The organism is Burkholderia catarinensis, from assembly GCF_001883705.2.
GTDB classification, from domain to species: Bacteria; Pseudomonadota; Gammaproteobacteria; order Burkholderiales; family Burkholderiaceae; genus Burkholderia; species Burkholderia catarinensis.
Genome location: NZ_MDEQ02000007.1, coordinates 156293 through 169974 on the forward strand (window position 1 = coordinate 156293; position 13682 = coordinate 169974).

The following is a 13682-nucleotide window of genomic DNA, read 5'->3' on the forward strand; positions in this document are numbered from 1 at the left end:
ACTCCATCGACGCGGGCGCTGCGGCGCCCGCCGGTGCATGCGTCACTTCGACTTCTGCGAACCGATCTCGCGATCCCACTTCTGGAACGCGGCGACCATCGCCTGCGCGCTGAGCGGTTGCACGTGCGGGCGATCGGCGAGCAGTTTCGCGTACTCTGGGCGGCCGAACTTGCGGATCACCTCCTGGCTGTGCGCGGGCGCCATCTCGAGCGTCACGCCCTTCACCGCCGGGCCCGGATAGAAGTAGCCGTCGTCGTAGGTCATCGACTGCTGGGCCGGTTCAAGCAGGAAGTTCATCAGCTTGAACAGCACGTCGAGCTTTTCCTTCGGCACGCCCTTCGGGATCACCATGTAGTGCGCGTCGTTGACCCACGTCATGTTGTCGAACGCCTGGACCCTGAACTCCGCCGGCACGATGCCGAGCGCGCGCGGGTTGAGGTCCCAGCCGGTGACGGTGACGGTCATGTCGCGCGTGCCTTCGCCGAGTTCCTTCATCACCGCCGACGTGCCGCCCGGGTAGTACGGGACGCAGTCGTTCAACGCCTTGAGGAACGCCCAGGTCTTGTCCCAGCCGTTGATCGGATCCTGCGGATTCTTGTCGCCGAGCACGTACGGCAGCCCCATCAGGAACGTGCGGCCGGGGCCCGAGTTCGCCGGGCGCGCATAGATCAGCTTGTTCGGGTGCGCCTTGCACCACGCGAGCAACTGGTCCGGCGTCTTCGGCGGGTCGCTGACCTTCGCCGGGTTGTATTCGAGCAGCGGGCCGGCCGGCATGTAGGTGACTTCGAGGCCGAAGCCCTGCGCGAGATCCTGCATCTTGCGCGGGCCGGGCGCGTATTTGTCGAGCACGCCGGGGAACGCGGCCGAGTCGTCGGGCAGGAGTTTCATCCACAGATTCTGTTCGATGCCGGCGGCCAGCGCGTCGGTGCCCGTCAGCACGAGGTCGATGTCGGAGCGCCCGGCCGCCTGCATCGCCTTGATCTTGCCCGGCAACTGCGGCGCGGGCGCATTCGTGAACGTGACGTTCGAGACCAGGTTCGGGTTCTTGTCCCGGAATGCCTCGATGGCCTTCTGCGTGAGCTGCAGGTTGCCCGCGACGTCGACGATGTTCAGCGACACGGGGGCTGCAACCGCCGCGGCGGCCGACAGCGTGAAGCCCAGTGCGAGTGCGATCCGGCGGACACGGCGAGCGATCGTGGTGGTGTTCATGTCTCCTCACTTCGGTCGGTGGATGGGACCTTTCTTTTCAGGAAATCATGACGGCGTTATACGATGTCGGTCAACAAAAAACCATGACGCGCGGGGCGGGACTTTCCCTGACAAAAACCTTCCGTTAGTTGACGATTTGCGTGTTGACCGATTTTTGTGGAGCGTCGCGGCATCGACTGGATGGCGTGTTAGGACGTCGTATCTCGTCGGGTGGCGAAACGGAACCCGTTCGGGGCCACGCGCCGGCCCGACGGTGACGGGTGTTCGCGCCGGAACCCGGTTGGCCCGGCGCGTGGCGGAGGGATACTCAGGACGCGCCGAGCGCGGCCACCTCCCCGATCAGCCGTTCGGCGTCATGCCACTCGCCATACCCCGACGCCGGATTCAGGTGCCCGACCTCGCCGAGATCGACGAGCCGGCTGCCCCACCCGGCCGCCATCGCCTCGATGCGTTCGAAGCGCGCGAGCGGATCGTTGCGGCTCGCGGCGACGAGGCTCGGGAACGGCAGCCGCTGCGTCGGCACGGGCGTCCAGCCATGCGCGTCGATCGCATCGGGCGCCGGATAGCCGGCCGGCATCGGCGTATCGAGATCGGCCGGCGCCGCGAGCAGCGCGCCGTGGATCGCACGCGTGGCCTGCCGCGCCCAGTGCACGACGATCATCACGCCCGCGCTGTGCGCGACGAGGATGACCGGGCCGTCGATCGCGGCCAGTGCCGCATCGAGCGCCGCGACGCGCGCGGTGCGGCTCAGTTTGTCGGCTTCGAGCGGCGCGACGGAGCGCGCGTTCGGCAGCCGTCGTTCGAGGTGCGTCTGCCAGTGGTCTTCGACGTGATCGCGCAAGCCGGGCACGATCAGGATGGTGGGCGTGGTCGCCAGGGTCATGCAGCCTCCGGGAGGGTTCAGGAATCAGGAAAATTGAGCCGCGCGTCGTTCTCGTTCGACGCGCGCGAGATCGGCCGTGTAGCTCGCGCGTCCGATCGCGAACAGCACGGCGGCCATCAGCGGTACGACGGGAATCCATTGCAGTGCGCCGACGAGCCCGGCGCGATCGGCGACCCACCCCGTCAGCAGCGGGCCCGGCGCCATGCCGAGCAGGTTGTTCGCGAGCGTGAGCGTCGCGAATGCGGACGCGTGGATCGCGGCCGGCGTCAGGTTCGCGACCATCGCGCCCGACGCGCCGGACGCGCCCGCGCCGACCAGCATGCCCGCGCAGATCAGCGCGAGCTGCAGCGGCCCGGGCGGCAGCCGGAACGCGACCGCGAGGCAGACGCCCGTCAGCACGCAGTACGCGATCGCGGTCAGCCATTTGCGCTTGCCGTCGGCCTTGCCGACCCGGTCGGTGACGATCCCGCAGCCGACCATCCCGATGCCCGCGAGCAGCACGAAGCCGGCCGCGAGCACGGCCGCGCGGTCGGGCGCCATCGCGTAGTAGCGATTCAGGTAGCTCGGCAGCCACGCGAACAGCGCGCCCGGCACGAACAGGTGCAGGCCGCTGCCGAAATACGCGCAGATCACCGAGCGCGACGCGAACAGCCCCGACATCAGCGCGCGCACGCTTCCGCGCAGGTCGCGCGGCGCATCGGCATCGCGCCGGCACGGTTCGACGCGACAAGCCGTGAGCCGCCGTTCGGTCACCACGCAGCGATACGCAACCAGCAGCACGATGCCGAGCGCGGCCATCACGCCGAACGACCAGCGCCAGCCGAGATGCGCGCCGACCAGCCCGCCGAGCGCCATCCCGAACACGGAACCGAAGGCGCCGCCGGCCATGAACGCGCCGGTCAGCGTCGCGCGCAGGCGGGCCGGAAAGATGCTGAGGATCAGCGCGACGCCGACGCTGCCGTACGCGGCTTCGCCGAGCCCGACGAGGCCGCGCGCGACGAGCATCTCGGCGTAATTGGTGGACAGCGCGCAGCCGAGCGTCGCGACGCTCCACAACGCAGCCATCAGCACGATGCTGCGCACGCGCCCGAAGCGGTCGGCGAGCACCGACAGCGGAAACGTCAGCAGCCCGACCAGCAGCGCGACGACGCCGGAAAGCGAACCGAGCTGCGTGTCCGACAGCCGCCACGCGTGCTTGAGCAGCGGAAACACGGCGTTGAGCACCTGCCGCGACATGTAGTCCGACAGCAGCAGGCCGACGGTCAGCCCGAACACGAGCCACGCATAGGCGGGCGTGCGCCGGCCGGCGGCGGCGACGTCCTGCATCGACGGCTCGACATGATGGATCAGCATGCGTGTCTCCTCCGGCGCCGGGGCGGTCGTGCCCCGGCGCGGCTTGCGTGGCCCCGCTCCGTCGATCGGAGTCCGTCCCTGCGCCGCGCGCAGGGATGGGTGCCACGCCACAACGATCGGCGGGCGGCGGCAGCGCGGGCCGCCTGCCCGGATGCGCGGTGCGTCAGGCGGCCCGCAGCGGCACGTTCACCTGGCCCGGCCGGCGGTTCGGCGCCATCCCGAGTTGCGCGAGCGTCTCGTCGACGCCGTCGTACTGCACGCCGATCCTGTAGATCGCCTTCGCCTCCTTGCCGGTCGCGATGTCGCGGCCGAGTTCGCGCGCAATCCGCACGCACTGCTCGACCTGCTGCACCGAGGTCATCCGGTTGCCCTTCTGGTCGATGATCGTGTCCTCGATCCCGCAGCGCGGATGCAGGCCCAGCGCCATCGCGATCGTGTTGATCGGCAGCACGTTCTTCATCAGCGTTTCGAACGTAATGCACGCGCCGTCCGGGCAGCGCCGCACGAATTCCATGAAGTTCGCCGGATTCGGGCCGTCGAAACCGCCGCCGATGCCGACCCACGTGACGTTCAGCGGCCCGCGATAGACGCCGCGGCGGATGATCCGTTCGAGCGTTTCGAGCGCGTGCATGCCGGTGAGCTGGAAATGCGGCTGGATGCCGGCCGCCTGCAGGCGGCGCAGGTGCTCGTCGACCCAGCCGGGGCCGGCCGGCACCGTCATCTCGCGGTACGCATCCCACAGCGCGGGTTCGTTCAGCGACGTGCCGGCGATGTCGTTGCGGTTCATCAGCTCGGTGATGTTCATCTGCACGGTGTTGATCGCGACCGTCACCTGGTCGGGCTTCGGCGTCAGCTCGGCGAGCATGTGGCGCGTGTCGTCGGACAGCCATTTCGCGTCGGCGCCCTCGCCTTCCGGCGCGAACGAGATCGAGCCGCCAACCTGCAGGATCATGTCCGGCACGGCCTCGCGCAGCCGGCCGAGCAGTTCGTTGAACTTCGACAGCCGCTTGCTGCCCTTGCCGTCGAGTTCGCGCACATGCATGTGCAGCACCGTCGCGCCCGCGTTGTAGCAGTCGACGGCCTTCTGCACGTGCTCGTCCATCGTCACCGGAATGTCTTCCGGAAAATCGGCGGGCATCCATTCGGGGCCGTACGGTGCGACCGTGATGACTACCTTGTCCTGGTTTTCCGGGTGCAGCGAATCGTCGAGAAATTGCATGTCGTCCTCCAGTGGAAATCGTTGTGTTCGGGCGTACGGGCGTGCGTATCCCGCCACGCCGGGCGGCGAGCCCGGCGCGTGGTATCGGTTGCGGATCGGTTACGGTGCGCTCGTGCTCAGAACGGCACGTCGCCGACGATGCCCGCGCGCTCCATCCGGCGCACGCACGGCGGGTAGTCCATCACCGCGTAATGCTGGGTGCTGCGGTTGTCCCAGATCGCGACGCTGTTCTTCTTCCAGCGCCAGCGCACCTGGTATTCGGGGATCATGGCCTGGCTGACCAGGTACTGCAGCAACTGGCCGGCGCCGGGGTTCGCGTCCTGCCCGAAGCGCACGCGCTCCGGTGTGTGGAAGTTCGTGAAATGCGTCGCGAACGCGTTCACGTACAGCACTTTCTCGCCGGTTTCGGGATGCGTGCGCACGACCGGATGCTCGGCGTCCGGATACTGCGCCTTCAGCGCGAGGCGCTTGTCGATCGGCATCGCCGCGCCGAAGCTCGCCTCGATGCTGTGGCGCGCGCGCAAGTCCTCGATCTGCTGCTTCACATGCTCCGGCAGGCGTTCGTACGCGAGCACCATGTTCGCCCACATCGTGTCGCCGCCAACCGGCGGACCGTCGATGCAGCGCAGCACGCAGCCGAACGGCGGCGCCACGCGCCAGCTCGCATCGCTGTGCCACGCATTCTCGTAGCGGTCGTTCGGCTGGTCGGGCGACTTGTAGATCCGCACGAGCCCCGGGTGCTCGGGATCGCTGCCGGCGACCGGATGATCCTCGAGTTCGCCGAAGCGCCGCGCGAACGCGACGTGCTCGGCGCGCGTGATGTCCTGGTCGCGCAGGAACAGCACGCGATGCCGGAGCAGTTGCGCGCGAATCGCGGCGAACAGGCCGTCGTCGTGCACGGCGTCGGCGAGGCTCACGTCCAGCAGTTCCGCGCCGATCGCGCAGGTCAGGGGTTCGACTCGCATGCGCGTCTCCTCAGACGATGAACACCGACGAACCGGTCGTCTTGCGCGATTCGAGATCGCGGTGCGCCTGCGCGGCGTCCGACAGCGCGTAGCGCTGGTTGATTTCGATTCGGATGCGGCCGGCCGCGACGTGCGCGAACAGTTCGCCGGCCAGGTCGTTCTTTTCGGCGGGATCGGCGATGTAGTCGGCCAGCGCCGGGCGCGTCAGGTACAGCGAGCCCTTCATCGCGAGGCGCTGCGGATCGAACGGCGGGATCGGGCCCGACGCGGTGCCGACGCACACCATCAGCCCGCGCCGCTTCAACGAATCGAGCGAGCCTTCGAAGGTGTCCTTGCCGACGCTGTCGAACACGACGTCGACGCCCGCGCCGTCCGTCAGTTCGCGCACGCGCTTCGCGACATCCTCGCGGCTGTAGTCGATCGTATGGTCGCAGCCGTGCGCGCGGGCGATCCCGGCCTTGTGCTCGCTGGATACGGTGCCGATCACCGTGAGCCCGAGCAGCTTCGCCCATTGCGACACGATCAGCCCGACGCCGCCAGCGGCCGCGTGCAGCAGCAGCGTGTCGCCCGGCGCGAACGCGTGGATGCGGCGCAGCAGGTAGGCCGAGGTCAGGCCGCGCATCGTCATGGCAGCAGCCGTTTCGCACGAGATGCCGGCCGGCAGTCGCACGAGCGGCGCGGCCGCGATCAGCCGTTCGGTGCTGTACGCGCCGAGCGTGTTCAGGAAGCCCGTGTAGGTCACGCGGTCGCCCACGGCGACGTTCGTCACGCCGGGGCCGACGGCCTCGACCACGCCGGCCGCCTCGACGCCGATACCGGCCGGCAGCGGAACCGGATACAGGCCGCTGCGGAAATACGTGTCGGCGAAATTCAGGCCGACCGCCTCGTGCCGCAGGCGTACCCGGCCGGGGCCCGGATCGCCGACGTCGACTTCTTCCCAGCGCAGCACGTCGGGGCCGCCGGTTTCGTGGAATCGCACTGCATGTGCCATCGTGTTCTCCGTATGGTTTCAGTCCGATGCGCGTTGCGCATCGTCGGGTTCGTTCGTGCCCGGCGGCGGCGCGGCTGCGCTGCCCGCCGCGGGCTTGTCCAGTTCGGCCCAGTCCGCGTCGCCCAGGTAGCGCCGCGCGGCCGGGAAAATCACGCCTTCCATCCGCCCCATCTGCTCGAACGCGCCGTGTGCATAGCGGGCGAGCGCTATATCGAACGCGGCCGACGGCAGCCCGCCTTCGGCGACCCGGGCGAGCGCGTCGAGCGCTTGCGCGTCGCGCTGCCGCTGGCGGTCGAGTTCGTCCAGCTCGGCCGCGACGCACTCCGCACGGGCACGCAACACCGCGAAGAGCCGCGCTTCGGCGGCCGCGCCGAAACGTGCGTTTTGCAGCGCGGCGAGCGACGCCAGCGCGCCATGCGCATCGACCGCTGGCCGCCGCGGCCCGTTCGCGGCTTCGCCGCAGGCCATCAGCGTTTGCAGCAGCACGCCGACCATGCGATGCGCATCGAGGCAACGCGCGATCACGCGCGCCTCGGCAGGCGTTCGCTGCGCCGTACACACGAGCACCGGCACGCCGCTCGTCGCGAGCAGGTGCCGCCGCTGCGCGCAGGCCGCCGCATCGGCATCGTGCGGCAGCGCCGCGACGCCGATCAGGTCGCAGCCGAGCTCGCCGGCGATCGCGGCGGGCGATGCGTCGCCGGCCGCCGGGTGGCCGGCCCCCGGATGGCCGGCCCCCGCGATCGCATGGGACAGCCCCTGCGCCCGCGCGGCGGCTTCCACTTTTGCAACGTGTTCCGGCAGCCGCGCTCCGGACAAACGCGAGTCGGGCGCGGCGCCGGGCAGCACGAACGTGACCCGGGCGCCGACCGCGCGCGCCAGTTCGAGCGCATGGCCGATCGCGTCGATGCCGCCGGGCGTGCCGTCGACCGTCACGAGCAGATGGCGGTACATCGCGCCGCTCCGCTTATCCGGCGGTTGGCGCGCTGCGCCGCGCGCCGGTCGATACGATCTTCATGGTGCTCTCCTCAAGGTGTTCGTCATGCATCGGAACCCATGCTATCGGCGCGGTGCCGGCGCGGCCCCACTCGTCGCGGGGGGGATTGACGCGCGAACGCGGTTCGGCCGATCCTTCCCCCCACGCCCAGCCCCACCCCGGACGCTGGCCCGCACGGCCCCGCCGGACTCCGACTGCTGCCCCGATGGCTTACCCACCCGATCGCGCCGACGCGCCCCCCACCGAACTGGTCCTGAAGACGACCGCGCCGCGCGTGCCGGCGCAGTTGCTCGCCCGCGCGCGGCTGAGCCTCGCCGCGCCGGCCTTCGACGGCCGGCCGGTCACGCTCGTGCAGGCGCCGGCCGGTTACGGCAAGACGTCGCTGCTCGCGCAATGGCGCCGCGAAACCCTCGCGCTCGGCCGCGCGGTCGTGTGGCTGTCGGCCGACGAGCGCGACGACGCGCCGCGGCTGCTGCTAGGGCTCGTGCAGGCGGTGCGCACCGGCTGCGCGCGGCCCGGCTTCGGGCGCCTGATCCCGGGCGGCGCGGCGCGCGCGCTGGACGGCCTGACCGCGTGGCTGGCCGAGGTCGCGCAACTGTCGATCGACGCGCTGCTGATCGTCGACGACGCGGAGCGGCTGCCGCCCGCCGGCCTCGATGCGCTGATCTACGTGCTGCACAACGCGCCGCAAAACCTGCATGTCGTCGTCGCGGGGCGGCGCGGGCTCGATCACGCGGCCGGCGACCTGCTCGCGGGCGGCCAATGCACGCTCGCGGGCCCCGACTGGCTGCGCTTCACGCTCGACGAGACGATCGCGCTGGTTGGCGCGCGCTTCGCGCAGCGCGTCGACGCCGATGCATGCGCGCGGCTGTTCGAACGCGTCGACGGCTGGCCGCTCGGGCTGCAGCTCGCGATGGCCGCGATGGCGCGCTCGGCCGATCCGCGCCAGGCGGTCGATGCGCTTGCCGCACGCGTGGACGGCACGCGCGACCGGCTCGTCGAGCTGCTGCTCGCGAACCTGTCGGCCGACGACACCGCGTTCCTGACACGCACGAGCGTCGCCGATCGCCTGCATCCGTCGCTGTGCGCCGCGCTGCTCGACGATGCGCACGCACCCGACCGCCTCGCGCGGCTCGCGCGCGACACGCCGCTGTTCATTGCATCGGACGATTCGGACTGGTGCCGGCTGCATCCGCTCGTGCGCGACACGCTGCGCGACCGCCTGGCGGCGGGCCCCGACGCCGAGCGCAGTGCGCTGCATGCGCGCGCGGCCGCGTGGCTCGACGCGCACGGGATGACGGAGGAAGCCGCGCGCCACGCGTATGCGGCCGGCCAGTTCGAAGCCGCGTACGCGCTCGCGCAGCGCTGCCTGGAGGATGCGATCAAGCAGGGCCGCATCAACGACGTGCTCGACTGGCTCGCGCTGTTGCCCGACGCGGAGCTCGACAAGCGGCCGACGCTGCGGATCGCGGTCGCATGGGCGCTGGCGCTCGGCGAGCGCCATGTCGAGGCGCAGCGACAGATCGCGGGCATCCTGGCCGACCCCGGCACGCCGGCCGCGATGCGCTACGAATGCGCGCTGATCCTCAGCGCGGCCGCGTATTACGCCGATGAAATCGACCGCTTCGTCGAGCTGTTCGAACCGTGGGCCGACTTCACGCCGCCGGCGGCGACGTGGCTCGCGCAAATGCACGCGAACCGGCTGTCGGCGCGCGCGATCATCATCGGCGAACCGGCGCAGGCGCGCCGCTTCCAGCAGGCCGCGCCGCGTGGCGAGACGGCGGCCGGGTTCGGCTACGTCGCGCGCTGGGGCGAGCTGATCACGGGCCTGAGCTACCTGTGCGAAGGCCAGGTCCGGCTCGCGGAGGACGCGCTGTCGCCGGCGCTGGCACGCGCGGACGCCGATCTCGGGCGCCGCCATCCGCTGACCTGCATGCTCGCGGCGATGTGCGCGGCGCTCGCGTACGAGGCCGACCGCGTCGACCAGGCCGCCGCGTTGCTCGCGAACCGGCTCGACGTGCTCGAACACGCGGGTACGCCCGACACCGTGCTGCTCGGCTATCGCACCGCCGCACGGATCGCGCTGCTGCGCGGCGTCGAGCATCGCGCGATCGACCTGCTCGAGGCGCTCGACGCGATGGGCGTCGCGCGCCGGCTGCCGCGCCTGTCGGTCGCGAGTCTCGCCGAGCAGGTGCGGATTCACGCAGCGCGCTATCGCGAGGCGACCTGCCATGCGCTCGTCGAGCGGATCGATGCGATCGCCGCGGCCGAATTTCCGGTGCACGGGCCGCTGTGGCGGCGCCCTGTCGTGCTGCTGCAGGCGACCGCGCATGCGGGCGCGGCGCTCGCCGCGCGCCGCTGGGACGACGCGTGCGCGGCGCTCGACGAAGCGGCCGTGCTGGCCCGCGAAATGAGCATGGGGCGCGAGCGCATCGAGATCATGGCGCTCAGCGCATTCGCGCTCGAACAGTCGGGGCGCGGCGGCCGCGCGCTGCTCGACGAGGCGATGAACCTCGCGGACATGTTCGGGCTGACGCGCACGCTCGCCGACGCGCATCCGGCCGTCGCCGACTGGGCGCGCCGCGTCGGCGACGAGGCGGCCGCCGGCGACGGCCCCGCGCGGCACGCGCTGCCGCAGCCGCGCATCGTGCCGCCCGCGCCGCGCGGCGTGGCCAGCCCGCGCGCGGTGCCGAGCGTCGTGCTGACGCCGAAGGAGCGCGCGATTCTCGAACTGCTCGCGCGCAACCTGTCGAACAAGGAGATCGCGGTCGCGCTCGCCGTCGGCGAGGAAACCGTGAAGTGGCACCTGAAGAACCTGTTCGGCAAGCTCGACGCCAGCTCGCGCAAGCATGCGGTGCGCCGTGCGCTGGTGCTCGGCCTGCTCGAAAGCGCGCCTTGATGCTGCGTTGAGATTGCGTTGATGTTGCCTTGATGTCGACCTGAGGCGGCCGCCCGTCGCCGCATCGTCGCCTTTCCCCTTCGATTCTCCGCAACCCTGCCCCCCGTGCATGGGGGGGAGCGGCCGGCCGCCGTTGCGTAGTCTTTCCGCACGGCTCGCATCGGCGTCGCATGTCGCGCCTTCCCGCCTGCCTCGATGCTTCCCCGCTTCACCCGGGCGGGCTCGATCCCGTCCGGTCCATTACGATCCTGGAGACTTCGATGAAGACGAAACTGGCCGCGCTCGCGGCGTTTGCCGGCTGTTCGGCGCTCGCGCATGCGCAATCCTCCGTCACGCTCTACGGCGTGGTCGACACGGGCCTGCTGTACCAGAGCACGTCGGCCGCGTCGTTCAGCCCGACCGCGCCGAACACCGGCAAGGTGTTCCGCATGAAGGACGGCGGCATCTATTCGAGCTTCTGGGGGATCAAGGGCAGCGAGGATATCGGCGGCGGCTACAAGGTCAACTTCAAGCTGCAGGGTTCGTTCGACAGCGGCACTGGCAAGCTGCAGCTGAGCGATACGCCGGGCGCAATCGCGATCTTCAACCAGATCGCGTCGCTCGGCGTGTCGGGCCCGTTCGGCACGTTCACGGCCGGTCGCCAGATCGTGCCGATGATCTACGCGATGGCCGACACCGACGTGCGCAACGCGCAGTTCTTCGGCAGCGTGCTGATCGCGTGGCTCGGCCTGAACACGGCGGCCGGCTGGTCGGGGACGAGCACCAACGCAGCGATCGGCGCGCTGTACGACAGCAATGCGCTGGTCTACCAGTCGCCGACGTTCGCGGGCGCGTCGATCGCGCTCGAATACGCGCCGGGCGGCGTGGCCGGGCAGTTTCAGGGCGGCACGCGCGAATCCGTCGTGCTCAGGTATGCGAACTACGGGCTGAACGCATCGGCCGTCTACTACAACGGGCACGACACGAGTCCGGCGCCGGGCGTCGCGCCGACCGGTGTCGACAACAACCGCTTCGTCTACGTCGGCGCGAAATACACGATCCGCGATTTCTCGGTGTCGGCGTCGTACGGCAACGGCAGGAATCCCTCGCATGCGGACAAGGTGAACCTCGACATGCTGTCGGCCGGCGTCGGCTATCGTTTCACGCCCGCGCTGCAGGTCACCTCCGCCGTGTACTACCTGAAAGACCGCAACCGTTCGGAGAACCGGTCGACGGCGGTCGTGCTCGCGGCCGACTACAGCCTGTCGAAGCGGACGATGGTCTATGCGCAGGTCGGCCGCGTGAACAACCGCGGCACGATGGACCAGATGCTCGTGTACGGGCAGCCGGTCGCGCCGGGCGTCGGCACGACGGCCGCAATGGTCGGGCTGCGGCACAACTTCTGATCGATGGACGCGGCCGTGGATGGGCGGCCGGCAACGAACGGGGCCCTCGCGGCGTGCGGTGGCGGGCGTTGCGCGGCAACGTGTGCCGTCGCGATCGCGCGGTTTCCGGTGTGTGTGGGCCGACCCGGCCCGCCGTCTGCAGCGAATGCGCGGATCGGCTACAGTGGGCGTTTTTCGGCGCGCGCCGCCGTGCCCGCCGACGGGATCGCCTCCACTGCCGCACATGCGGGCCGGATGCGTCACCCGGCGGCACGGGCGGGGCGCGGATCATCCACTTCGACGAGCGAACCTTCATGCCCGATCTGTCCGCCTTCCCGATCACGCAAAAGTGGCCGGCCCAGCATCCCGACCGTCTCCAGCTCTACTCGCTGCCGACGCCGAACGGCGTCAAGGTGTCGATCATGCTCGAGGAAACCGGCCTGCCGTACGAGCCGCACCTCGTGCGCTTCGACACGAATGACCAGCTCTCGCCCGCGTTCCTGTCGCTGAACCCGAACAACAAGATCCCGGCGATCATCGATCCGAACGGCCCCGACGGCAAGCCGCTGCCGCTGTTCGAATCGGGCGCGATCCTGATCTATCTCGCCGACAAGACGGGCCAGTTGATCCCGAAGGATCTCGCGGGCCGCTACGAGACGATCCAGTGGGTGATGTTCCAGATGGGCGGCATCGGGCCGATGTTCGGCCAGGTCGGCTTCTTCCACAAGTTCGCCGGCCGCGACTACGAGGACAAGCGCCCGCGCGACCGCTACGTCGACGAATCGAAGCGCCTGCTCGGCGTGCTCGACGCGCATCTCGCGAACCGCCAGTGGGTGATGGGCGATAGCTACACGATCGCCGACATCGCGATCTTCCCGTGGGTGCGAAATCTCGTCGGCTTCTACGAAGCGGGCGACCTGGTCGGGTTCAGCGAATTCCGGAACGTCAAGCGGGTGCTCGACGCGTTCGTTGCGCGGCCGGCCGTCGCGCGCGGGCTCAATATCCCGGCGCGCGACTGAGCGACTGAGCGACTGAGCGGCAGTGCGGGCACGCGCGTGCGGCCCGCGGTTGCGCGTTGCGCAACGACAGTCTGCACAGCCCGCCGCATCGCGCGGCGGGCGTTTTTTTGCCTGCCTGGTGGTCGCGTCCGCATCCGGCGGCGCTACTTTCCGTCCGGCCCTTCCGGCGCGCCGCCTTCCAGCCCCGCCAGCAGCTTTCCCAGCAGTTGCGACAACTGCGCCTGTTCCGCATCCGACAGCGCGGCCAGCAACGCGCGCTGGTTGTCGATGTGCGCGACGACCGCGTCGTCGATCAGCGCGCGGCCGGTGTCCGTCAGCGCGACGAGCGTGCCGCGCCCGTCGGCCGGGTTCGGCCGGCGCTCGACCCAGCCGGCCTTCTGCAGCCGGTCGATGCGCGCGGTCATCCCGCCGGACGACATCATCAGCGCGTCGTACAGCGCCGTCGGCGTCAGCGCGAACGGCGCACCGCCGCGCCGCAGCGTCGCCAGCACGTCGAATTCGCCCGGCTGCATCCCGTAGCGCGCAAACAGCGGATTGAGACGGTCACGCGCGATCACGAGCGCGGCTTCCTGCAGCCGCCCCATCACGACCATCGACGACGCGTCGAGATCCGGACGCTCGGTGCTCCATTGCGCAAGCGCATGCGCGGCTCGATCCATTAACCCTCCTCGGCTCACCAGTTATCTTGACGTCGAGATAAATCGGCGTTTATCTTGATGTCGAGATACTTTACCTGAAAAACGCGCGGCGCCTCGACGGCGGCCGCGCATCGATATCGAGGGCCTC

11 protein-coding genes are annotated in these 13682 nt (G+C 70.1%); 3 read left to right on the forward strand and 8 right to left on the reverse strand.

The genetic code is table 11. The features are described 5' to 3' along the window. Positions 1-42: 42 nt before the first annotated feature. The 7 genes from BFF94_RS13570 to BFF94_RS13600 all read right to left on the reverse strand — a co-directional run bounded on the left by BFF94_RS13570 (position 43) and on the right by BFF94_RS13600 (position 7571). A complete protein-coding gene (locus BFF94_RS13570; RefSeq protein ID WP_128842697.1) occupies positions 43-1209 on the reverse strand; it encodes an ABC transporter substrate-binding protein in 1167 nt (388 codons plus the stop codon). 307 nt (positions 1210-1516) lie between these two features. Further along, positions 1517-2092 carry an RBBP9/YdeN family alpha/beta hydrolase gene (locus tag BFF94_RS13575; protein ID WP_219139435.1) on the reverse strand — a complete coding sequence of 192 codons (576 nt, stop codon included), beginning with the start codon at positions 2090-2092 and terminating at the stop codon, positions 1517-1519. A gap of 24 nt (positions 2093-2116) precedes the next feature. Beyond that, positions 2117-3445, reverse strand: coding sequence for an MFS transporter (locus BFF94_RS13580; RefSeq protein WP_219139436.1), 1329 nt, complete (start codon positions 3443-3445; stop codon positions 2117-2119). Positions 3446-3608: 163 nt separating this feature from the next. Further along, positions 3609-4664 (reverse strand): beta-keto acid cleavage family enzyme, encoded by a 1056-nt coding sequence (locus BFF94_RS13585; RefSeq protein ID WP_219139437.1) that lies wholly within the window; start codon positions 4662-4664, stop codon positions 3609-3611. Between the two features lie 116 nt (positions 4665-4780). After that, positions 4781-5629: a TauD/TfdA dioxygenase family protein gene (locus tag BFF94_RS13590; protein WP_128842698.1), complete on the reverse strand. Its 849-nt coding sequence runs from the start codon at positions 5627-5629 to the stop codon at positions 4781-4783. A 10-nt stretch (positions 5630-5639) separates the two neighbouring features. Continuing rightward, complete coding sequence (locus tag BFF94_RS13595) at positions 5640-6620, reverse strand: quinone oxidoreductase family protein (RefSeq protein WP_128842699.1); 981 nt, start codon at positions 6618-6620, stop codon at positions 5640-5642. Positions 6621-6638: 18 nt separating this feature from the next. Beyond that, the gene (locus BFF94_RS13600) at positions 6639-7571 is read right to left on the reverse strand and encodes a universal stress protein (RefSeq protein WP_219139438.1); all 933 of its coding nucleotides are present in this window, start codon (positions 7569-7571) and stop codon (positions 6639-6641) included. Between the two features lie 248 nt (positions 7572-7819). On the opposite strand from BFF94_RS13600, the gene BFF94_RS13605 reads away from it, so the two are divergent. The 3 genes from BFF94_RS13605 to BFF94_RS13615 all read left to right on the forward strand — a co-directional run bounded on the left by BFF94_RS13605 (position 7820) and on the right by BFF94_RS13615 (position 12896). Next, positions 7820-10513 (forward strand): winged helix-turn-helix domain-containing protein, encoded by a 2694-nt coding sequence (locus BFF94_RS13605; RefSeq protein ID WP_219139439.1) that lies wholly within the window; start codon positions 7820-7822, stop codon positions 10511-10513. A gap of 260 nt (positions 10514-10773) precedes the next feature. Beyond that, positions 10774-11898 carry a porin gene (locus BFF94_RS13610; protein WP_128847576.1) on the forward strand — a complete coding sequence of 375 codons (1125 nt, stop codon included), beginning with the start codon at positions 10774-10776 and terminating at the stop codon, positions 11896-11898. A 293-nt stretch (positions 11899-12191) separates the two neighbouring features. Further along, positions 12192-12896 (forward strand): glutathione S-transferase N-terminal domain-containing protein, encoded by a 705-nt coding sequence (locus BFF94_RS13615; protein WP_128847579.1) that lies wholly within the window; start codon positions 12192-12194, stop codon positions 12894-12896. A gap of 143 nt (positions 12897-13039) precedes the next feature. Here BFF94_RS13615 and BFF94_RS13620 read toward each other — a convergent pair whose 3' ends face one another. Then, on the reverse strand, positions 13040-13555 hold the full coding sequence (locus tag BFF94_RS13620; RefSeq protein WP_128847581.1) for a MarR family winged helix-turn-helix transcriptional regulator: 516 nt from the start codon (positions 13553-13555) through the stop codon (positions 13040-13042). Positions 13556-13682: the final 127 nt, after the last annotated feature.

What these genes read in the sequence shown, in the direction of transcription:
- BFF94_RS13615 (WP_128847579.1), top strand. Translation starts at nt 12,192, where the DNA reads ATGCCCGATCTGTCCGCCTTCCCGATCACGCAAAAGTGGCCGGCCCAG.
- BFF94_RS13600 (WP_219139438.1), bottom strand. Translation starts at nt 7,571, where the DNA reads ATGTACCGCCATCTGCTCGTGACGGTCGACGGCACGCCCGGCGGCATC.
- BFF94_RS13595 (WP_128842699.1), bottom strand. Translation starts at nt 6,620, where the DNA reads ATGGCACATGCAGTGCGATTCCACGAAACCGGCGGCCCCGACGTGCTG.
- BFF94_RS13620 (WP_128847581.1), bottom strand. Translation starts at nt 13,555, where the DNA reads ATGGATCGAGCCGCGCATGCGCTTGCGCAATGGAGCACCGAGCGTCCG.
- BFF94_RS13585 (WP_219139437.1), bottom strand. Translation starts at nt 4,664, where the DNA reads ATGCAATTTCTCGACGATTCGCTGCACCCGGAAAACCAGGACAAGGTA.
- BFF94_RS13580 (WP_219139436.1), bottom strand. Translation starts at nt 3,445, where the DNA reads ATGCTGATCCATCATGTCGAGCCGTCGATGCAGGACGTCGCCGCCGCC.
- BFF94_RS13605 (WP_219139439.1), top strand. Translation starts at nt 7,820, where the DNA reads ATGGCTTACCCACCCGATCGCGCCGACGCGCCCCCCACCGAACTGGTC.
- BFF94_RS13590 (WP_128842698.1), bottom strand. Translation starts at nt 5,629, where the DNA reads ATGCGAGTCGAACCCCTGACCTGCGCGATCGGCGCGGAACTGCTGGAC.
- BFF94_RS13610 (WP_128847576.1), top strand. Translation starts at nt 10,774, where the DNA reads ATGAAGACGAAACTGGCCGCGCTCGCGGCGTTTGCCGGCTGTTCGGCG.
- BFF94_RS13575 (WP_219139435.1), bottom strand. Translation starts at nt 2,092, where the DNA reads ATGACCCTGGCGACCACGCCCACCATCCTGATCGTGCCCGGCTTGCGC.
- BFF94_RS13570 (WP_128842697.1), bottom strand. Translation starts at nt 1,209, where the DNA reads ATGAACACCACCACGATCGCTCGCCGTGTCCGCCGGATCGCACTCGCA.